Source organism: Agrobacterium sp. 10T429 (genome assembly GCF_056393925.1).
Genome location: NZ_JBFTGV010000002.1, coordinates 302,950 through 322,627, shown reverse-complemented (window position 1 = coordinate 322,627; position 19,678 = coordinate 302,950). Strand labels below are relative to the sequence as shown.

16 protein-coding genes are annotated in these 19,678 nt (G+C 59.3%); 6 read left to right on the top strand and 10 right to left on the bottom strand.

Going from position 1 to position 19,678, the window contains the following annotated elements:
* The first annotated feature begins 97 nt into the window (after nucleotides 1-97).
* Together AC1DCP_RS06560 and AC1DCP_RS06555 are read left to right on the top strand one after the other, a co-directional pair.
* Nucleotides 98-799: an HAD family hydrolase gene (locus tag AC1DCP_RS06560; protein ID WP_112152868.1), complete on the top strand. Its 702-nt coding sequence runs from the start codon at nucleotides 98-100 to the stop codon at nucleotides 797-799.
* Nucleotides 800-822: 23 nt separating this feature from the next.
* Nucleotides 823-1,395 (top strand): hypothetical protein, encoded by a 573-nt coding sequence (locus tag AC1DCP_RS06555; RefSeq protein WP_065687333.1) that lies wholly within the window; start codon nucleotides 823-825, stop codon nucleotides 1,393-1,395.
* 68 nt (nucleotides 1,396-1,463) lie between these two features.
* Here the strand turns inward: AC1DCP_RS06555 and AC1DCP_RS06550 are convergent, their stop codons facing one another.
* A complete protein-coding gene (locus AC1DCP_RS06550) occupies nucleotides 1,464-3,401 on the bottom strand; it encodes a L,D-transpeptidase family protein (protein WP_013636218.1) in 1,938 nt (645 codons plus the stop codon).
* Between the two features lie 408 nt (nucleotides 3,402-3,809).
* Here AC1DCP_RS06550 and fumC point away from each other — a divergent pair, with 408 nt between their 5' ends.
* Together fumC and AC1DCP_RS06540 are read left to right on the top strand one after the other, a co-directional pair.
* Nucleotides 3,810-5,201 (top strand): class II fumarate hydratase, encoded by a 1,392-nt coding sequence (fumC, locus tag AC1DCP_RS06545; RefSeq protein ID WP_041694538.1) that lies wholly within the window; start codon nucleotides 3,810-3,812, stop codon nucleotides 5,199-5,201.
* Between the two features lie 179 nt (nucleotides 5,202-5,380).
* Complete coding sequence (locus AC1DCP_RS06540; protein ID WP_065687332.1) at nucleotides 5,381-6,313, top strand: alpha/beta hydrolase; 933 nt, start codon at nucleotides 5,381-5,383, stop codon at nucleotides 6,311-6,313.
* A gap of 66 nt (nucleotides 6,314-6,379) precedes the next feature.
* Here AC1DCP_RS06540 and AC1DCP_RS06535 read toward each other — a convergent pair whose 3' ends face one another.
* The 4 genes from AC1DCP_RS06535 to AC1DCP_RS06520 all read right to left on the bottom strand — a co-directional run bounded on the left by AC1DCP_RS06535 (nucleotide 6,380) and on the right by AC1DCP_RS06520 (nucleotide 10,608).
* Nucleotides 6,380-8,017 carry a CTP synthase gene (locus AC1DCP_RS06535; RefSeq protein ID WP_476774190.1) on the bottom strand — a complete coding sequence of 546 codons (1,638 nt, stop codon included), beginning with the start codon at nucleotides 8,015-8,017 and terminating at the stop codon, nucleotides 6,380-6,382.
* A gap of 150 nt (nucleotides 8,018-8,167) precedes the next feature.
* The gene (gene secG, locus AC1DCP_RS06530) at nucleotides 8,168-8,626 is read right to left on the bottom strand and encodes a preprotein translocase subunit SecG (protein WP_112152900.1); all 459 of its coding nucleotides are present in this window, start codon (nucleotides 8,624-8,626) and stop codon (nucleotides 8,168-8,170) included.
* Nucleotides 8,627-8,741: 115 nt separating this feature from the next.
* On the bottom strand, nucleotides 8,742-9,512 hold the full coding sequence (tpiA, locus tag AC1DCP_RS06525) for a triose-phosphate isomerase (RefSeq protein ID WP_003515430.1): 771 nt from the start codon (nucleotides 9,510-9,512) through the stop codon (nucleotides 8,742-8,744).
* 214 nt (nucleotides 9,513-9,726) lie between these two features.
* Nucleotides 9,727-10,608, bottom strand: coding sequence for a dienelactone hydrolase family protein (locus tag AC1DCP_RS06520; RefSeq protein ID WP_065687331.1), 882 nt, complete (start codon nucleotides 10,606-10,608; stop codon nucleotides 9,727-9,729).
* Nucleotides 10,609-10,817: 209 nt separating this feature from the next.
* Between AC1DCP_RS06520 and parE the strand changes: the two genes are divergently transcribed.
* Nucleotides 10,818-12,932 carry a DNA topoisomerase IV subunit B gene (gene parE / locus AC1DCP_RS06515; RefSeq protein ID WP_065687330.1) on the top strand — a complete coding sequence of 705 codons (2,115 nt, stop codon included), beginning with the start codon at nucleotides 10,818-10,820 and terminating at the stop codon, nucleotides 12,930-12,932.
* Between the two features lie 43 nt (nucleotides 12,933-12,975).
* Here parE and AC1DCP_RS06510 read toward each other — a convergent pair whose 3' ends face one another.
* The 3 genes from AC1DCP_RS06510 to AC1DCP_RS06500 are packed head-to-tail and all read right to left on the bottom strand — an operon-like array spanning nucleotide 12,976 to nucleotide 14,301.
* On the bottom strand, nucleotides 12,976-13,587 hold the full coding sequence (locus AC1DCP_RS06510) for an ATP-dependent Clp protease proteolytic subunit (protein WP_013636224.1): 612 nt from the start codon (nucleotides 13,585-13,587) through the stop codon (nucleotides 12,976-12,978).
* A 43-nt stretch (nucleotides 13,588-13,630) separates the two neighbouring features.
* Nucleotides 13,631-13,990, bottom strand: a complete 360-nt coding sequence (locus AC1DCP_RS06505; RefSeq protein WP_065687329.1) for an SRPBCC family protein — start codon at nucleotides 13,988-13,990, stop codon at nucleotides 13,631-13,633.
* A complete protein-coding gene (locus AC1DCP_RS06500; RefSeq protein ID WP_065687328.1) occupies nucleotides 13,987-14,301 on the bottom strand; it encodes an ArsR/SmtB family transcription factor in 315 nt (104 codons plus the stop codon). Before AC1DCP_RS06500 ends, AC1DCP_RS06505 begins: the two co-directional genes overlap by 4 nt.
* A 166-nt stretch (nucleotides 14,302-14,467) precedes the next feature.
* Between AC1DCP_RS06500 and AC1DCP_RS06495 the strand changes: the two genes are divergently transcribed.
* Nucleotides 14,468-16,024, top strand: coding sequence for a phospholipase D family protein (locus AC1DCP_RS06495; RefSeq protein ID WP_003515446.1), 1,557 nt, complete (start codon nucleotides 14,468-14,470; stop codon nucleotides 16,022-16,024).
* 31 nt (nucleotides 16,025-16,055) lie between these two features.
* Here the strand turns inward: AC1DCP_RS06495 and AC1DCP_RS06490 are convergent, their stop codons facing one another.
* Both AC1DCP_RS06490 and AC1DCP_RS06485 read right to left on the bottom strand, forming a co-directional pair.
* Nucleotides 16,056-16,889 carry a response regulator gene (locus tag AC1DCP_RS06490; RefSeq protein ID WP_003515447.1) on the bottom strand — a complete coding sequence of 278 codons (834 nt, stop codon included), beginning with the start codon at nucleotides 16,887-16,889 and terminating at the stop codon, nucleotides 16,056-16,058.
* 162 nt (nucleotides 16,890-17,051) lie between these two features.
* Nucleotides 17,052-19,565, bottom strand: a complete 2,514-nt coding sequence (locus AC1DCP_RS06485) for a GcvT family protein (protein WP_003515448.1) — start codon at nucleotides 19,563-19,565, stop codon at nucleotides 17,052-17,054.
* Nucleotides 19,566-19,678: the final 113 nt, after the last annotated feature.

Sequence of the window (19,678 nt, the reverse complement as noted above, 5' to 3'; positions counted from 1 at the left end):
TGGCGCGGTTGCAAAGACAAAGCCGTTTGCCTAGGCTTGGCCACAACGAACGCACCGATATCATCGCCAAAAGCATTCTCTCAAGAGGCCAGTTCCCGTGACATCCCGCCCGCTCTCCCCGCTCGCCATCTTCGACCTCGATGGTACGCTCGTCGACACCGCCGCCGATCTCGTTTCGAGCCTCAACCACACCATCGCCGCAGCTGGTCTTGCCCCCGTTACCTATGACGACCTGACGCATCTCGTCGGCCAGGGCGCGCGCGTGATGATCAAGCGGGCCTTCGCGCTGCGTCAGGTAGAATTGCCGGAAGCCGAACTGGAGCCGCTGTACGAGCGTTTCATTGACCATTATCGCGCGGAAATGCCCGGCGACAGCCGCCCCTACCCCGGCATCGTCAGCGTACTGGATGCGCTTTCGTCAGCTGGCATCACGCTCGCGGTCTGCACCAACAAGACCGAAATCCTCGCGCTCCCGCTGCTCGAAAAACTGGATCTCACCCGATATTTCGCCGCCATCACCTGTGGCGACACCTTCCCCTTCCGCAAGCCCGATGCGCGCCATATTCTCGGCACCATCGAAAAGGCTGGCGGCGACCCGCAGCGCTCGATCATGGTGGGTGACAGCATCAACGACATTCTCGCCGCCAAAAATGCGGCCGTCCCATCGATCGGCGTCACCTTCGGTTATTCGGATGTGCCGATGGCCGAACTCGAACCGGATGTCGTGATAGATGATTTTGCAACGCTAACGCCAGATCTGGTGGGAAGGCTGCTGACAGAACGCAACGCCGCTGCATAAATCGGAACACTCACAGGCTCGTCATGGTCGATCGCAATTTCCTTTTCCCTCGCACCGCCGTCGGCATTGTCGCTGTCGGCGATTCTGGCGAGGCCCTGCTTTTGAGGGCAATGCTGGAAAGCCTAGGCGCATCGGTAAGGCTTTATCTCCCCGGCACGCCGGAAGACATTCTGGTCTGCTTGAAACAGCCCGATAACCCGCCGCCCTACCTCATCATCAGCGGTCATGGCGATGAAAACGGCCTAGTCGTCGGCGAGTGCGACCCGGAGATAACCCGAACAGAACTGAAAGACGGCAGCATGCACGCCGACATTCTCTCTGGTAACATCGACCTACGGGACACAGTGGTGTTCAGCACCGCCTGCTGCACGGGTTCGCAGGATTTCGCCAAAGTATTCATCGAAGGTCGAGCACACGCCTACATAGCCTCACACGGCTATCCCGATGGTGCGGCAACGCCGCTTTTCGTTCATCTATTCTTTTACCAACTCCTCATCCGCAAATCATCGCTGGAAGATGCGCTGTTGAGCGCAAACGTGCTCGACGGCGATGGCGAACTGGCATTCAAGCTTTTTACGGCATCGTCGCTACGATAGTAACTGGCAGTCGCAGAAACAAAAAAAGCGCCGTTTCCGGCGCTTTCTTTTTCTCAATGAGATTTCTATCAAATCGACGCGGCCCGCGCCTTCGTCGTTACCGCGAACGCCTTCTGGACGTAGCTGTCACGGTCGTAGACGTCGTCGAAGAACTGCACCTTGCCGGCCTTGTCCGGCCAGGCGGTAAAATAGGCCACGTAGACCGGTATCTTCACCGGCACCTGCACGGCGCGGTTCTTGCCCGCTGCAATCTGCTCGTTGACCTTGTCGACGCTGGTGCCAAGAACCGCCGCCGCCATGCGGCGCGGGTCGACCAGACGGATACAGCCGTGGCTCAGCGCCCGCATGTCGCGGTTGAAGAAGCTCTTGGCAGGCGTATCATGCATGTAAATGGCATGCGCATTCGGGAACAGGATTTTCAGGTCGCCCAGTGCATTGTCGCTGCTTGGCGGCTGACGCACCGAAACGGCATTGGTCGAGCCGAACCAGTTGACGCTGGTGGAAGAAACCGCACGTCCACCCACCTGTACCTCATAACCAAGTCGGTCGAGATAGGACGGATCGCGGCGCAGCTTCGGCAGCATCTCGTTGACGATGATCGACTGCGGAACGCCCCAATAGGGGTTGAATTCGACGGTCTGGATTTCGTCCTGAAAGAAGTAGGTCTGGTTGGCCTTGGAGCCGACCACCACCTTCATGCCGAACTGTTCCTGTCCGTCATTGTGGTAATAGGCCATGAAGGCGGGCTGGTTGATCAAGACGTAGCGCTGGCCGAGATCGGCCGGCAGCCAGCGGATCTGCTCCATCGCCACCTGCACCTTGGCAATCCGGGCGTCGTTGCTTTCGCCGACCATGGCACGCACGGTCGCGCGGCCGATGACGCCGTCGGCCTTCAGGCCGTTTTCGCTCTGGAATGCCTTCACCAGATCAACGAGATCAGGCGTATAATCCGGCGTCTGCTGGTAGCCGGAAATGATCGCCGCATGTTCCGCCTTGAAGGCAGGCGAAGCGCGATGTTCGATTGCCTTGACGACGCTCGCCATGTCGCCGCTGCTGTTGCCGGGTTTCAGCACCAGATCGGCGGGGACCTTGACCGTGTTGGCCGCATCACCCTCGCTGCGCAACCGGGCCAGTTCGGCCTTCAGCGCCAGATATTCGGCGTTCGAAGGTTCACGGCTGCGCAGATAGGCTGCGATATCCGGGCTGAGGCCTGCAAGCTTCAGCACGGGCGCAAGGTTCACCGTCTTGCGCTTGAAATCGTGGTAACCGGACAGCCGGTTCGGATCGACACGACCACGCGTCGTATCCTGCACATAGGCCAGGACCTTGGCGGAAAGCGCAAGCTCGAACTGCATCTGCGCGCGCTGATAGGCGTCGGAGGTCGATGCGGAAGCCACTTCCACCGGCGTGCCGGATGCGTTCGCGCCGGCGCTGATGCTGGCGGTTACGTCCTTTGCGGGTACTGAAATGCTGTAATCGGCCGGATCGAGGCCGCTTTCGCCAACAGTCTCCAAAAACGCCATGACGGCGTTCGCGCGGGCAGTCAGCTCGCCTTCCGAAACCCAGAGCGCCTTGCCGCCGGCACCGTAATAGGCTTCCAGAGCCTTGCCGATTTCGGGGGTGGCGCTGAACTTCACATTGGCAAGACCCTCGCCGAAATTGGCGGTGTTCACAGCGCGTGCGGTATCAGCCTTGTAATCGTAATAACGTGGACCGGAAACACGCGGCAGAGGCTCGGGATCGGATGCATCGGCGCTCGGTCCGACCGTCGGCGGCGAGGTGACGATACCGGCTGGCGGCATTTCACCGCGATCGCGCGCAACCTTGCCAGGCCCGCCACGCAAAAGGTCCATCAGCGTTACCGCGCCGGCACTGCCGGGAAGAGCGGTGGAAACGGAAAGACCGAGAGCCAGCACCAGCGCTGCCGATGTTTTTCCAGATGTGACTTGCAATTTGATCCTCGTAGCACCCAGCGCCGCCAACGAAGACGGAGCATCCAGTTTCATGCTTGTCTAGCCGATAGACGGCCCGTTGAAAAGAAAACGCCGAAGTCCAGAACGCACCCGAAATGAACCTCATATTACGGCCAAAACCGTAAAAACGTAATTTCCAGAATTGGCGAGAATGGTTAAATTTGTATTTATTTCATTCACTTTGCCGTGGTTGGCCAAGCTGTTCCAAGCCGATGAAACCCCGGTTTTCCGGGCTTTCATCGACGTAGTAAAAATGACACGCCAAGGTCTTTTTCTTAACCGGGCAGGATGAGCGCCAAAATCGCCCTGTCCCAAGGGAAATATCTGCCAGGCATGCCTCGCAACGCTTTCATTGCCAGCGCGATGATTCTATATATCGGCGCGCGCAAGGCGGGCGAAGTGCCGTTTTGGCGGAGGAAAACGAGTAAAAAGGCAAGATTGATGACAGCCACACGGACGGAAACCGATACATTTGGACCCATTGAAGTTCAGGCCGATCGCTATTGGGGCGCGCAGGCGCAGCGCTCGCTCGGCAACTTCAAGATCGGCTGGGAAAAGCAGCCCGCCTCTGTCGTTCGCGCGCTCGGCATCGTCAAGCAGGCCGCCGCCCGTGCGAACATGGCGCTTGCAGGCCTCGACAACAAGGTAGGCGACGCCATCATCGCAGCTGCACAGGAAGTCATCGACGGCAAGCTGACCGAGCATTTCCCGCTGGTCGTCTGGCAGACCGGTTCCGGCACGCAATCCAACATGAATGCCAATGAGGTGATTTCCAACCGCGCAATCGAGATGCTCGGCGGCGAAATGGGCACCAAGAAGCCGGTTCACCCCAACGACCACGTCAATATGAGCCAGTCCTCGAACGACACCTATCCGACGGCGATGCACATCGCCTGCGTGGAAGAGATCGTTCACCACCTGCTGCCGGCCCTCAAGCACCTGCACACGGCGCTGGAAGCCAAGGTCAAGCAGTTCGAAAAGATCATCAAGATCGGCCGCACCCACACGCAGGATGCCACGCCGCTGACGCTCGGCCAGGAGTTTTCCGGTTATGCCGCGCAGGTCGCCTCGGCGATTGCCAATATCGAACTCACCCTGCCTGCACTTTCCAAGCTTGCCCAGGGCGGCACGGCGGTCGGCACGGGCCTGAACGCCCCCGTCGGTTTCGCTGAAAAGGTTGCCGAAGAGATTTCCAAGATCACCGGCCTGCCGTTCGTGACGGCGCCGAACAAGTTCGAAGCGCTTGCCTCGCACGATTCCATGGTGTTCTCGCATGGCGCGATCAATGCCGCAGCAGCAGCCCTGTTCAAGATCGCCAACGACATCCGCTTCCTCGGCTCCGGCCCGCGCGCCGGTCTTGGCGAATTGTCGCTGCCGGAAAACGAACCCGGCTCATCGATCATGCCGGGCAAGGTGAACCCAACGCAGTCGGAAGCGCTGACGCAGGTTTGCGCCCACATCTTCGGCAACAATGCAGCGCTCTCCTTCGCAGGCTCGCAGGGGCACTTCGAACTGAACGTCTATAATCCGATGATGGCCTACAACTTCCTGCAGTCGGTCCAGCTTCTGGGCGATGCCGCCGTCTCCTTCACCGACAACTGCGTCGTCGGCATCGAAGCCCGCGAAGACAACATCAGGAAGGGCGTTGAGAACTCGCTGATGCTCGTCACGGCTCTCAACAGCAAGCTCGGCTACGACATCTGCGCCAAGATCGCCAAGACCGCGCACAAGAACGGCACGACACTGCGCGACGAGGCCGTCGGCGGCGGATACCTCACGAACGAGGAATTCGACCAGTATGTGCGCCCGGAAAACATGATCGGCCCGAAGTAAGCCGGTCGAGATTATCGCTGGAATAGAGAACGGGCCTTCGGGCCCGTTTTTTGTTTGTTCGATTGGTCATAGCATTGGGATGTCCCGGTACTGACCACTCTTGGTGTTTTTAAATCGTCCCCGTAAGCTGTTCTTCCGGAGAGAATGCCGAAACCAGGTGCACGATTGAGGATGACATCATGATCTGCCGCCGCAGCCTGCTTCTTGGTGGTGCCTTCCTCGCCACGGCCATGAAAGTCCCAAGTCTGTTTGCGCAAGGCGATCGGCAATGGATTTCGCTTTGGCCCGGCCCGCCTCCGGGAGGCGGTGGTCCGAACGGCGTCCCGGATATAAGCAAAAAAGGCGCTGTCACCAACATTGCCGTACCGAGCCTGGAGGTTTTCGCTCCCGCAAAGCCAAATGGTTCCGCAATGATCATTGCAGGTGGCGGTGGATATAAACGCATCGAGGAAGGCAAGGAGTCCTATCCCGCCGCACGCTGGCTCGCGGCCAGAGGCATTTATGCTTTTGTCCTCACCTATCGTCTGCCGATTGAAGGATGGGCTGCTGGACCGCTGGCACCGCTTCAGGATGCGCAGCGCGCATTTCGTCTGGTGCGTGCACGCGCTTCGGACCGGCAGATCGATCCGCACAGGATCGGCGCACTTGGTTTTTCTGCGGGCGGGCACTTGATGGGGTTGGCCGCCGCTCGCTCGGCTTTTGCGTCTTACGAAGCAGTCGATGACATCGACAGGCAATCAGCCCGGCCGGATGTTGCGGCTCTGATCTATCCGGTCATCACGCTTGCAGCGCCCTATGACCACACATCGACCCGGAGGTCACTTATCGGCAGGCACCCGACAGAGGAGGCAACACGAGAGTGGTCAGTGGAAAGCCATGTGAGCAAAGATTGCCCTCCGGTCTTCCTCACGCAGGCGGATGACGACCGGATTTCCAATCCCGCCAATAGCCGTATCATGCAGCAGGCGTGCGATAAGGCGGATGTGGATGTCGAATTTCACCCAATCATTTCTGGCGGCCACGGCTTCGGCATGGGCAAGCCCGGAACCCCCACGCAAGAATGGCCTAGATGGTATGAGGCATGGCTGAGGAAGCACAACCTTCTGGCCTGACGCTTTCTGTGCGCACCCCAATAAAAAAGGGCCGCAAAAGCGGCCCTCTTCATCTCATTCAAACCGTCAAACCAGCCGGCTCTGCTCCACCGCCGCTTCGACGAAGCTGGCAAAAAGCGGATGCGGATCGAGCGGGCGGCTCTTGAGTTCCGGGTGGTATTGCACACCGATGAACCAGGGATGGTCAGGATATTCCACCGTTTCCGGCAGCACACCATCAGGAGACATGCCCGAGAAGACGAGGCCGCACTCTTCCAGCCGGTCCTTATAGTCCACATTCACCTCGTAGCGGTGGCGGTGGCGCTCGGAAATATCCGTGGAACCGTAGATTTCGGAGATCTTCGTGTCTTTCTTCAGCGCTGCCTTGTAAGCGCCGAGACGCATGGTGCCGCCGAGATCGCCCTTGGTGGAGCGCTTCTCCAGCTCGTTGCCCTTTACCCACTCGGTCATCAGGCCAACGACGGGTTCAGCCGTCGGACCGAATTCGGTGGAGGAGGCATTCTCGATGCCGGCCAGATGACGCGCCGCTTCCACGACTGCCATCTGCATGCCAAAGCAGATCCCGAAATAGGGCACGTTGCGCTCACGGGCGAACTGCGCCGCCATGATCTTGCCTTCCGAACCGCGCTCGCCGAAACCGCCCGGCACCAGAATGCCGTTGACCTTTTCGAGATAGGGCGTCGGATCTTCCTTTTCGAAGACTTCCGACTCGATCCACTCCAGCTTGACCTTGACGCGGTTGGCAAAACCACCGTGATGCAGCGCCTCGATCAGCGACTTGTAGGCGTCCTTGAGGCCGGTATATTTGCCGACGATCGCAATCGTTACCTCGCCTTCCGGCGTGCGGATACGGTTGCAGACCTCTTCCCACTGTTCCAGACGCGGCTTCGGCGCCGGTTCGATACCAAAAGCGGCCAGCACTTCCGAATCGAGACCTTCATTGTGGTAGGCGATCGGAACGTCATAGATGTTGGCAACATCCAACGCCTGAATGACGGCGGAAGGACGCACGTTGCAGAACAGCGAAAGCTTGCGGCGTTCCGCTTCCGGGATTTCCCGGTCGGCGCGCACCAGCAGAATGTCGGGATGAATGCCAAGCGCCTGCAGTTCCTTCACGGAATGCTGGGTCGGCTTGGTCTTCAATTCGCCGGCCGCCGGAATGTAAGGCATCAGCGTCAGGTGAACATAGATTGCGGTGCCGCGCGGCAGGTCGTTGCCGAGCTGGCGGATCGCCTCCATGAACGGCATCGCCTCGATATCACCCACCGTGCCGCCGATTTCACAGATGACGAAGTCGTAATCGTCATTGCCTTCGGTCACGAAATCCTTGATCTCGTTGGTGACATGCGGAATGACCTGAACGGTCGCGCCGAGATAGTCGCCGCGGCGTTCCTTGTCGATGATGTTCTTGTAGATGCGGCCAGTGGTGATGTTGTCGGTCTTGGTCGCAGAACGCCCCGTAAAGCGTTCATAGTGGCCAAGGTCGAGGTCCGTCTCGGCACCGTCGTCCGTCACAAACACTTCACCGTGCTGTGTCGGGCTCATCGTGCCGGGATCGACGTTCAAATAGGGGTCAAGTTTGCGAAGCCGCACCCGATAACCACGGGATTGCAGCAATGCTCCGAGTGCCGCAGCTGCGATGCCCTTACCGAGAGAGGAGACCACGCCGCCTGTGATGAATACATATCGCGCCATGGGATTCACCGGATACCTTTTTACCTCTGATTCCGCCAGCCCAAATTTCATGCTGTTGCAAATTCGCTGTTGACGAATTGGCAATGGGATGTGTCGAAATGCGAACAAAAGAAAACCGGCAGGCTTTTGGCCTGCCGGAGCGTTAAATCATAACCGGGCTTATTGACCGGTCGGAACTGCGTTCGGATCGGCGGGCTTGGCCGGCGCCGGAGCGGCTTCACCAGCAGTGGCCGGTGCAGGCGTGGTCTGCGCAGGTGCTGCAGCGCCGCTGTTGGTCGGAACGCCATTCTCAGCCGGAGCCGGCGTTGCCGGCGTCTGTGCCGGGCCGAGCGTGTCGAGAATGCCGTTGCCCTGACCCTGCGTGGCCGGAATACGGTTCAGAATATCCGTCGGGCGCGATTCGTACCGGGTCAGAAGACCAAGTCCGAGCGACGTCACGAAGAACAGCGCGGCAAGGATACCCGTCGTGCGGGTCAGCGCATTGGCCGTTCCGCGCGCGGACATGAAGCCCGAACCGCCGCCGATGCCGAGGCCGCCGCCTTCGGAACGCTGGATCAGAACCAAGCCGACAAGCGCCAGCACGATCATGAGGTGAATAACAATCAAAACGGTCTGCATGACAATCCATTCCATGCCCCGCGCGGAGCACTACAAAGAAGGTTTCGCGGCTCTTTACATGAGGCGAAGGCTTATTCCAAGCCCCTTTCCCGCCACTGTGGCAGGAAAGCGTGTCTCAAGCCGTCAGTTGCTCGTATGCCGCATAGATGGAAAGGAAGTCGGAGGCTTTCAAGCTCGCGCCGCCGATCAGTGCGCCGTCGACATTCTCGACACCCATCAGTTCCAGCGCATTGGCAGGCTTCACCGAGCCGCCGTAAAGAATCCGCATGGTCTTGCCTTCATCACCAAAGCGCTTGACCAGCTCGTCGCGCATGAAGGCATGGGCCTCGCGCACATCCTGCGTGGTCGGCGTCAGACCCGTGCCGATGGCCCAGACCGGTTCATAAGCGATGACGGTGTTTTCGGCGGTTGCCTCGTCCGGAAGCGATCCGGCGAGCTGGCGCTTGAGGATATCGAGCGTCTGGCCCGCCTTGCGCTCATCCGCCGTCTCGCCAATGCAGACGATCGCGATAAGATCGGCCTGATGGGCGGCAACGGCCTTGGCACGGACCAGATGATCCGTCTCGGCATGGTCGGTGCGACGTTCGGAGTGGCCGACGATGACATGGGTGCCGAAGCAATCGGCAATCATCTCGGCGGAAATGTCACCCGTATGCGCGCCGGAAACATTCTGGTGGCAATCCTGTCCGCCAATCATCAGCGGGCTGTCGTCGCAGAGCGCGGTTGCCACATAAAGAAGCGTCGATGGCGGGCAGATCAGCGCATCCACCTTTTCGGAAAGCGCGCCCTTGACGCCCTCTGCCATGGCCTTGATCTGATCGAGCGACGAACGGGTGCCGTTCATCTTCCAGTTTCCGGCTACAAGCGGTCGAACATTCGGCGTCATGCGTATCCCATTCCCTTTGTCTCGGAGAGCCGCTTGCGCGAACACCCCTTACCTCAGCCGCCAAGCGGCCCCTAATCGCGACAGAAACCCTGCCGGAAATCCCGGAATATTTCCTTAAACGCAGCTGATGACAATTGGTACAAAAAAGCAGTCATAAGCTTCAAAACGTCGGTCAATTTGCCGAAATTCGCGCCTGTCGAACCAAAACTGGACCTCATCGGCTCAAAATCCAGTTCAAAACCGCCCGCCAGTCGGTCATGCGCACCGGCGTTCCATGCGTGCCTGTCTCAAAAAGCGTGAAGCGCGCCGGCTCTCCCGCCTTCAGCAAGGTGCGGAAGATGGTCGCCTGACTGTCGGCGGAATAGACCTTGTCGGCGCTGCCATGGGTGAACCACACCGGCTTTTTGGCTTTCGCAAAGGCGCTCTTCGGAAAATCGGGATCGACCGCGCCGCCAAGGATCGCCATGCCCTTGAGATTGCCGACCGTCGCCTTGTCGCGGCTGATGCCGTAGCAGATGAAGCTGCCCATGGAGGCGCAGGCCAACACCACCGGCTTGCCGCCGGATTTGCTAGCAGCATAGGCGATCAGCGCGGAAACGTCGGCAACGCCATTGGCATCGAAGGATCGTACGCTCGGCACATAATAGGTGCCGCCATTGGCGACAGCCAGATTTTTCAGCCGGTTGAAATTGCCACCGAACGTATAGTCGTTCATGCCAAGCCGCCGGTCGCCGCCGCGCCCGTGAATGAAGATCACGGTGAAGGCCTGCCCGGATGATGGCCCGACGCGGCCCACCTCAAGCGCCCTGCCCTCAACCGCCACGGATTCCATCGCCTGCGCTGTCTTGGGCGCCATATCCACATATTGCCGCTTCACCCGGCGTTCCGGTACCTCGTCGCGGCCGTTGATATCGCGCATCTCCTGATAATCGATCACCTCAGATGCGCCGCCATCGGCCGTGGAAAGCACTGTCTGGTTGGAAAACAGCTCGTCCTTGAACGGCCGCAGCGGCCCGTCCGCCGCCCCGGCACCGCCCGGCATCGCCGCAACAGTCAGGCAGAAAAGAGTACAAAACGTGAAATGAGCTGTGGACATGACTTGGTTAACCGTTCATTCGTGGCTGCGAGACTTGCCATTGCCAGGGCGGCAGCGCAATCCTCCTGTTGCGAAACCCTGACATAGTCGTGGCATAGGGTGCGCCGCGTTAGGCCACACGCCCTGCACGTTTGGCGCTATACTCGCCCCTATTGGCATACTGATTCGCTTGGCGAAATTCTGACGACACGCTTTTTTGAACCTTGGACATGATGGACGATAGCAACGATCTCTTCTCCGGTCTTCCGGTGGCACCAAACAGCGAAACGGAAAAGAACGAGGACACGGCAAAACCCGTGAAGGCCCCGGTGTCCGCAGCCGCGAACGTGAACGTGCAGCCGAAACCAGCAGCCGTTGCGGCCGTCACGACGCCCCCAACGCCCGTGTCCCCCTCCGGTGACGATTACGGTGCCTCGTCGATCCGCGTGCTCGAAGGGCTGGAACCGGTGCGCATGCGACCCGGCATGTATATTGGCGGCACCGACGAGAAGGCGCTGCACCACCTCTTTGCCGAAGTCATCGACAACTCCATGGACGAGGCCGTCGCAGGCCACGCCAATTTCATCGAGGTCCATCTCGATACCGAGGGTTTCCTGACCGTGACCGATAACGGACGCGGCATTCCCGTGGAAAACCATCCGCAGGTTCCGGGCAAGTCGACGCTCGAAGTCATCATGACCAAGCTGCATGCCGGCGGCAAGTTCGATGGCAAGGCCTATGAAACCTCCGGCGGCCTGCACGGCGTCGGCGTTTCCGTGGTCAATGCGCTGTCCGATCTTCTGGAAGTGGAAGTCGCCCGTAACCGCAAGCTTTACCGCCAGCGCTTTTCGCGCGGCGCGCCGATCGGCGGTCTCGAAGAACTGGGTGACGTGCACAACCGTCGTGGCACCCGCGTGCGTTTCCATCCGGACCCGCAGATCTTCGGCGATCACGCGAAATTCGAACCGGCCCGTATTTTCCGCATGGCCCGCTCCAAGGCCTATCTCTTCGGCGGCGTCGAAATCCGCTGGAGCTGCGATCCCGGCATGGTGCCCGCCGGTGGCGAAATCCCCGAAAAGGCCGTTTTCCATTTCCCCGGTGGTCTGAAGGACTACCTGGCCGCCACGCTCGGCAAGGAATTCACTGTCACCCGCGAGATTTTCTCCGGCCGCACCGAAAAGACCGGTGGCCACGGCGCGCTGGAATGGGCTGTGACCTGGTATGGCGGCGACACGCAGATCCATTCCTATTGCAACACCATCCCGACGCCTGAAGGCGGTACGCATGAGGCCGGTTTCCGCATCGCGCTCACCAAGGGCCTGAAGAACTATGCGGAGCTGACCCAGAACAAGCGCGCTAGGGAAATCACCACCGATGACGTGATGATCTCGGCAGCGGGCATGCTCTCCGTCTTCATCCGCGAGCCGGAATTCGTCGGCCAGACCAAGGACAAGCTCGCGACCGTCGAAGCCCAGCGCATCGTCGAAAACGCGCTACGCGATCCCTTTGACCATTATCTCACCGGCAATCCGGGCGAAGCGGCGAAGCTGCTGGACTGGGTGATCGAGCGCGCCGAAGAACGCCTGCGCCGCCGCAAGGAAAAGGAAGTCAACCGCAAGACGGCGGTGCGCAAGCTGCGCCTGCCCGGCAAGCTGGCGGACTGCTCGCAGAACACGGCTGAGAATGCCGAGCTTTTCATCGTTGAGGGTGACTCGGCTGGCGGCTCGGCCAAGCAGGCGCGCAACCGCGCCAATCAGGCCATCCTGCCGCTGCGCGGCAAGATCCTCAACGTCGGCAGCGCAAGCCGTGAAAAACTCTCCGCCAACCAGCAGATCGCCGATCTCATCCAGGCGCTGGGCTGCGGCACGCGCACCAAGTACCGCGAAGAGGATCTGCGTTACGAACGCATCATCATCATGACGGATGCCGACGTCGATGGCGCCCATATCGCCTCGCTGCTCATCACCTTCTTCTATCAGGAAATGCCGGAACTCATTCGTGGCAACCACCTCTATCTCGCGGTGCCGCCGCTCTACGTCATCCGTCAGGGTGCCAAGAGCGCCTATGCCCGTGACGACGCCCACCGCGCCGAATTGATGGAAACCGTCTTCAAGGGCAAGAAGGTCGAAATCGGCCGCTTCAAAGGCCTTGGCGAAATGATGGCGGCCCAGTTGAAGGAAACCACCATGGATCCCGAAAAGCGCACCCTGCTGCGCGTCGAGATCGACGACGTGGATTTCGAAGGCACCCGCGAAGCGGTGGACAATCTGATGGGCACCAAGGCGGATGCCCGCTTCCGATTCATTCAGGAACGCGCTGCCTTCGCGGATAATCTGGATATCTGATCAACCGTCCCGGCCAGCCATGCGCCAACCGGGACGATTTGAGTCATGCCGCCGCCACATCTTCGCGAACGTCCAGAACGCGGTCGATCAAACCCCATTCCAGTGCCTCTTCCACCGTCATGAAACGGTCGCGATCCATTGCCGCTTCAAACTCGTCATAGCTGCGTTTGCAATGCTCGGCATAAAGCCGCGTCATTCGGTGCTTTGTCTGCCTGATTTCTTCAGCATGGATGAGCATATCCGACGCCTGCCCCTGAAACCCGCCGGACGGCTGGTGAATGAGGATGCTGGCGTTGGGCAATGCCGCCCGCGCGCCCGGTTCGCCCGCCATAAGCAGGAACGAGCCCATCGAACGGGCGGTCCCCATGCACAGAGTATGAACCGGCGCGCGGATGTAGCGCATGGTGTCATACATTGCGAGACCGCTGGTCACGACGCCGCCTGGAGAATTGATGTAGAGATGGATCGGCTTTTTCGGGTTTTCCGCCTCCAGAAACAGCAGTTGCGCGCAGACAAGCGCGGAAACAGCGTCGTTGACCTCACCGTTGAGAAAGATGATCCTTTCCCGCAACAGCCGGGAATAGATGTCGAAGGACCTTTCTCCCCTTGCGGATTGTTCAACTACCATAGGGACGAGTTGCATCGCTTCGCGCATCGGCGAACTCCTGTCGTTTGAAAATGTAAGGAAATGTGGTGGATCAGGCGGCGAGCTTGATGGGCGAACGGTTGTGGTTTGCGGCGGCCTTTGTCATCCGACCGGAACTGGTGATGGGCAACTCATGAATGACCCGCAGGCTGGTGCCGCCGCTCGCGTTGGGTGCAATCCTGAAGGTGACGGTGCTTTCCAGAAATGGCGGAACGTCATCCCGCATCCTGTAACAGACCTCCTTCCCCGGGGTGATCCTAATCGCCTCGGGTTCAGCTAAAGCCTCCTTCGGCAACCAGTGTTCACGGAAGGCCGGAATGCTGATCGCACGCCAGACTTTTTGCGGCGGCTCATCGAGATCATATTCCAGCTCGATACCGGGTTTCGGTGCTGCGGGCAGTTCCCTGTTCATTGATCCATATCCTTCAGCAAGAGCTTCAGTGCTTCTACGCGCTGCGGCCAGTAGGCGCGGTATTTGCCAAGCCATGTCGCAATCCGTGTCAGCCCATCCGGATCGACCTCGTAATTGACGAAACGACCCTGCCGCCGTTCGACGACCAGCCCCGCCCCCCGCAGCACAGCAAGATGCTGCGACATGGCCGGCTGGCTGATATCGATACCCTCACGCAAGGTGGAAGCGTTCTGGGCACCATCCGCGAGCTTTTCGAAAATAGCGCGTCGTGTCGGATCGGCCAGCGCCCGGAAAATATCATTCTCTGTCATGACAACAGATAAGCATAGACTTATGTGATTCACAAGTCCCGCCTCCTGCATTCGCTTCGCAAGGCAGGCTTTTTCGCTCCCGCACCCTCTTCTGCCGTGAACGCTTTATGTGCTCGCGCGTTTTCACCCGGCCTGATAACCTTCAGGCCGGGAGTGATCAAAACAAGTGACTGCATTTACGGTCTTTATCGCCATGGTGCTGCTGGTCGTCGGACCAGCCCTGTTTGTTGTCATCAGCAAGCAGCGGGAAAAGGCCATTCCCAAACGCCCCTCAACTGCCCTGCCCGTTGCCGAGGATGCGACCGGGCTCGACCGCCACTGGCAGTCAATAAGGAACGGCTGGAACGAGAAAAACGCGCTCTGCCTGCTACATTCCAATCTGGATGCCTTTGCAGTGCGCATGGCAGCGGCGCGGGCGGCCGGACGCAGCCTTGATCTGATGTATTACATGTGGAACGCCGATCTGACCGGTCGGCTGATGATGCGCGAGGTCATTGCCGCGGCAGATCGCGGCGTGCGCGTGAGGCTGCTTCTGGACGATCTCGGCGTCTCGATGTCTGACCGCATTTTCCACGCCATCGACAGCCATCCCAATATCGAGTTGCGGCTGTTCAACCCAACCAGGGCGCGGGAAAACATCTTGTATCGAAGCCTGGAACTGGTCCTCCGGTTCCGAAGCGTCAACCGGCGCATGCACAACAAGGCGTGGATTGCCGACGGACGCGCCGCGATCGTTGGCGGCCGTAATATTGGCGACGCCTATTTCGATGCCGCCGAACGGGCCAATTTCCACGATTTCGACATTCTCGGTTTCGGCAGGATCGTTGCGGATGCCACCGAAATCTTCGACGACTACTGGAACAGCGCCGTTTCCGTTCCCGTGCGCTCGCTTCTGGCTCGCAGGCCGAGCAAGCTTGCCAGGTTAAGGCGCGAGCTTGCTGCGCTGCCGAAAAGCGAGGCTGCCAAACCCTATCTCGAGCGCGTCGAAAACCAATATGGCAGCGGTCATTTCCTGATGTCGGACCGCCTGCATTGGGTCGATGAAGCCGACGTGCTTGCCGACCCGCCGGAAAAAGCAGCGGGAAAACGCCGCAACGGCCACAACTTCCTGATGGAGAGCCTGCTGCCGCTGATGCAGGCGGCAAATGACAGCCTGCACATCACCTCCCCTTATTTCATTCCCGGCAAACAGGGCTTGGACATTTTTGCAAACCTTGCCGAGCGCGGCGTCTCGGTTGCCATTCTCACCAACTCGCTGGCTGCAACAGATGTTGCCGCCGTTCACGCCGGTTACGCACGGTATCGAAAGCCGCTTCTGCTGGGCGGGGTGCGACTGCATGAACTGCGTGCACAGGCGGACCAGCCAAGCTTTACGCTTCGCGGTTCAGGACAGGCGAGCCTCCACACCAAGGCTTTTTCCCGCGACGGCAAGACCGGCTATATCGGCTCGCTCAATTTCGATCCGCGCTCTGCTTCTCTCAATACGGAAATGGGCGTCGTTTTCACCTCAGCCCCGCTGGTTGCGCGCATGGACGAGATATTCAGCGAAGAGATCCGCCGCTCAATGAGCTTCGAGCTGGATATAGACAACGGCAATCGCATCGTCTGGATGACCGAAGAACACGGCCAGCCGAAGACATACAGGCGTGAACCGGACGCTGCCATCAGCCGCCGGATCGTCGCGGGCATCATGCGTTTCCTGCCGCTCGAGTCTCAGCTTTGACTTATCGCGGCTTTGACAACGAAAAGTCCGGTCAGGCCGCCGGTCTCACGCCAGCCTTGGCCAGCTGTATCTGCACCAGCGTGTCGAGGTTCTGGTTGACGCGGCAATAAAATTCCTCGTCGATGAAGGGCCGCAGCATGAAATCGTTGCCACCCGCCTTCAGGAACCGCGCCGACAAAAGCCGGTTGGTGGAAGAGGAAACGCCGATGATGCGCAACTCGTGCGAACCGCGTACGGTGCGGATGCGCCGTGTCAGTTCGAAACCGTCAATATCGGGCATATTGTAGTCGGTCACCACCAGCCCGATATCGGGATTGGCCTTCAGGATTTCGAGCGCCTTCGCACCGCTATCGGCAAGGCTGACGCGGAAATTATAACGCTTGAGGCGGCTGGAAAGCAGCGCCCGCGCCGTTGGGCTGTCATCCACGATCAGCACATGGTGGCGGTGGTTGGTGAGGAACCGACAGATGGATTCCGTCAGCATGTCCACGGCAAAGATATTGTCTTTCAGAATGTAGTCGACCACATTCTTGGCGATCAGCGTTTCGCGGGTCGCCTCATGGAACGTGCTGGTGAAAACGATGGTCGGGATCGAAAGATCGATCAGATATTCCAGCGCCTCGCCATTTTCCGCCCCCGGAAGATTGATGTTGGAAATCGCAAGCGTCACGGGTTCGGCCGAGTGTTCGTAGCACGCCTGCAACTCCTCGAAGTTGCGGCACACCTCCACGGAAACGCCCAGCAATTCTTTCAGGCGCATGCTCACCATCTGGGTGAACACATTGGTATCTTCCGCAAGCAAAATGCGGCAATTGGTAAATGGCACACCCGAATATTGCATGCCCGTGATGCCCAGAAAATTCATTTTGTCCCAGTCCCCCGTCGTCTTTCACGGGAAATTAGCAGGCGTATTTTTCAGAATGATTAATAACACTTTTGCCCGAAAATAGTCGGCATACATGCTTACCCAAAAGAAAACACGGCCCCCGAGGGAGGGCCGTGTTTCGAATGCTTCCAGGAAAATCCCTCAGGCGCGCAGCAGCGCGTTTTCCGTATCGAAGGGGCTTTCTTCCACCACCTCGGCGTCATAAAGCGTGCCAAGAATGCGGATTTTCAGCTTTGTGCCAATCGTGGCATATTCGGGTTTCAGCATGGCAAGCGCAATCGATTTTCCGATACGCCAGCCAAAGCCGCCGCTCGTCACACGGCCGGCAAGTGCGCCATCTGCATCGAAGATAGCTTCAGAACCACGGGCATCGACATCCGTATTGCCCGAAACGGTCAGCGTCGAGAATACCGATTTCAAGCCGGCTTCCTTGTATGCCACCAGCGCGTCGCGGCCGATGAAGTTTTTCTCCGGACGCAGGAAACGGTCGAGACCGGATTCATAGGCGTTATATTCGACCGAAAGCTCGCGGCCCATGTTGCGATACGACTTTTCAAGCGACATCGACACCATCGCACGAATACCGAATGGCTTGATGCCAAATTCGGCGCCCGCTTCCATCAGCCGGTCGAAGATGTAGTTCTGCATTTCGATAGGATGGTGCAACTCCCAGCCCAGTTCACCGACGAAGTTGACGCGCAGCGCATGCGCCGTCGCCACACCCACGGAGATCTGCTTCGCCGTCAGCCACGGGAAATCCTTGTTCTCGAGGCTGGTACGGGTCAGCTTCTTCAGGAGATCGCGCGACTTCGGACCGGCAAGCACCAGCACGCCGTATTTCTGGGTGATGGGCTGCAGCACGACGGAACCGTCGGTGGGCGCAAGCCGCTGGAGCACGTCATGATCGTGCGCCTCAAGACCACCGGCGGACACCAGATAGAACCGGCCCGGTGCCCATTCATAGACGGTGAACTCCACCTTCACGCCGCCATTCGGCGTCAGAAGGTGCGTCAGCGCAATACGGCCGCGCTTCTTCGGCACGATATTGGCGAGAATGCTGTCCAGCCAGGCGCGCGCGCCTGGACCGGAGACTTCCATCTTGGCGAAGGCCGACATGTCAAGCACGCCGACATTCTGGGTGACGTTCTTCACCTCGTTGCCGACATGTTCGAAATAGTTCGAGCGGCGGAACGACCACTTCTCAACGATACGGCCATCATCCAGTGGCGGCGCATAGTTGTGGCTGGTGATGACATCCGCACCGACGCCGAGGTCCTCTTCGCGCAGCGCATAACCTTCCGGCGCATACCAGTTGGCACGTTCCCAGCCGTAAACGGAACCGAACACGCCGCCAAGCTTCTTCAGACGGTCGTAAACCGGCGTCGTCTTCAGCGGACGGGCAGCGGAACGTTCTTCATCAGGGTAATGCATGGTGAAGACGTTGGCATAGGCTTCCTCATTCTTGGCAATGAGGTAACCTTCCGTAGCGTGAGGGCCGAAGCGGCGCGGATCGACACCCATCAGATCGAGTGTCGGCTCACCATCGACGATCCATTCGGCAAGCTGCCAGCCAGCACCACCGGCAGCGGTGATGCCGAACGAGTGGCCTTCATTCAGCCAGAAATTCTTCAGGCCCGGTGCCGGACCGACGATCGGGTTGCCATCAGGCGTATAGGCGATAGCGCCGTTATAGACCTTCTTGATACCGACTTCACCGAAAGCCGGAACGCGCACCATCGCCGTTTCGATATGCGGCATAAGGCGGTCGAGTTCCTCCTGGAACAGCTCATATTCGCTATCGTCAGAGGGACCGTCGACATAACAGACCGGAGCGCCGACTTCGTAAGGGCCGAGGATCAGACCGCCGGCCTCCTCGCGCATGTACCAGGCCGAATCCGATTCACGCAGAACGCCCATTTCCGGCAGACCCTGACGGCGGCGCTCCAGAATGGCCGGGTGCGGCTCGGTGACGATATATTGGTGCTCAACCGGGATGACCGGAATATTGATGCCGACCATCTCGCCGGTCTTGCGGGCAAAGGAGCCGGTGCAGGAAATGATATGTTCGGCGATGATCTCGCCCTTATCCGTCGTCACCTTCCAGTGACCGTCTTCCAGCTGCTCGATGGCGGTGACGGTGGTGTTGCGATAGATGGTGGCGCCACGGTCGCGCGCGCCCTTCGCCAGCGCCTGCGTCAGGTCGGCGGGCTGGATATAACCATCATCGGGGTGCTGGATGGCGCCCAGCAGGCCGTCCGTCTCGCAAAGCGGCCAGATTTCCTTAACCTGCTCCGGCGTCAGCATGTTGACCCGCACACCGATGGTCTCGGCAATGCCGGCATAATACATATATTCGTCCCAGCGATCCTTGGTGCGGGCGAGACGAATGTTCGAGACCTTGGAGAAACCGACATTCATGCCGGTCTCTTCCTGAAGCTCCTCGTAGAACTTCACCGAATACTTGTGGATCTGGCCGACCGAGTAGCTCATGTTGAACAGCGGCAAAAGACCGGCTGCGTGCCAGGTGGAACCGGAGGTCAGTTCCTTGCGCTCGATAAGGACGCTGTCGCTCCAGCCCTTCTTGGCAAGATGATAAAGCGTCGAAACGCCGACGACGCCGCCACCGATCACCACCGCCCGTGCATGTGTCTTCATTTACAGAACCCCTAAAAAGCGCCGGCATTGCCTGTCGTGCTGCCAAATCGATGGGATGGAATATGAAGCGCCCGGCGGCCGTTCAGCCGCCTGATTGCGACATGGCCATAGGG

Bases quoted from the DNA above. Each gene is read 5' to 3' on its own strand.
- AC1DCP_RS06505 (WP_065687329.1), bottom strand. From the start codon at position 13,990: ATGAACAGGGAACTGCCCGCAGCACCGAAACCCGGTATCGAGCTGGAA.
- secG (WP_112152900.1), bottom strand. From the start codon at position 8,626: ATGCAGACCGTTTTGATTGTTATTCACCTCATGATCGTGCTGGCGCTT.
- AC1DCP_RS06520 (WP_065687331.1), bottom strand. From the start codon at position 10,608: ATGTCCACAGCTCATTTCACGTTTTGTACTCTTTTCTGCCTGACTGTT.
- parE (WP_065687330.1), top strand. From the start codon at position 10,818: ATGATGGACGATAGCAACGATCTCTTCTCCGGTCTTCCGGTGGCACCA.
- AC1DCP_RS06555 (WP_065687333.1), top strand. From the start codon at position 823: ATGGTCGATCGCAATTTCCTTTTCCCTCGCACCGCCGTCGGCATTGTC.
- AC1DCP_RS06485 (WP_003515448.1), bottom strand. From the start codon at position 19,565: ATGAAGACACATGCACGGGCGGTGGTGATCGGTGGCGGCGTCGTCGGC.
- AC1DCP_RS06500 (WP_065687328.1), bottom strand. From the start codon at position 14,301: ATGACAGAGAATGATATTTTCCGGGCGCTGGCCGATCCGACACGACGC.
- AC1DCP_RS06550 (WP_013636218.1), bottom strand. From the start codon at position 3,401: ATGAAACTGGATGCTCCGTCTTCGTTGGCGGCGCTGGGTGCTACGAGG.
- fumC (WP_041694538.1), top strand. From the start codon at position 3,810: ATGACAGCCACACGGACGGAAACCGATACATTTGGACCCATTGAAGTT.
- tpiA (WP_003515430.1), bottom strand. From the start codon at position 9,512: ATGACGCCGAATGTTCGACCGCTTGTAGCCGGAAACTGGAAGATGAAC.
- AC1DCP_RS06540 (WP_065687332.1), top strand. From the start codon at position 5,381: ATGATCTGCCGCCGCAGCCTGCTTCTTGGTGGTGCCTTCCTCGCCACG.
- AC1DCP_RS06510 (WP_013636224.1), bottom strand. From the start codon at position 13,587: ATGCGCGAAGCGATGCAACTCGTCCCTATGGTAGTTGAACAATCCGCA.
- AC1DCP_RS06490 (WP_003515447.1), bottom strand. From the start codon at position 16,889: ATGAATTTTCTGGGCATCACGGGCATGCAATATTCGGGTGTGCCATTT.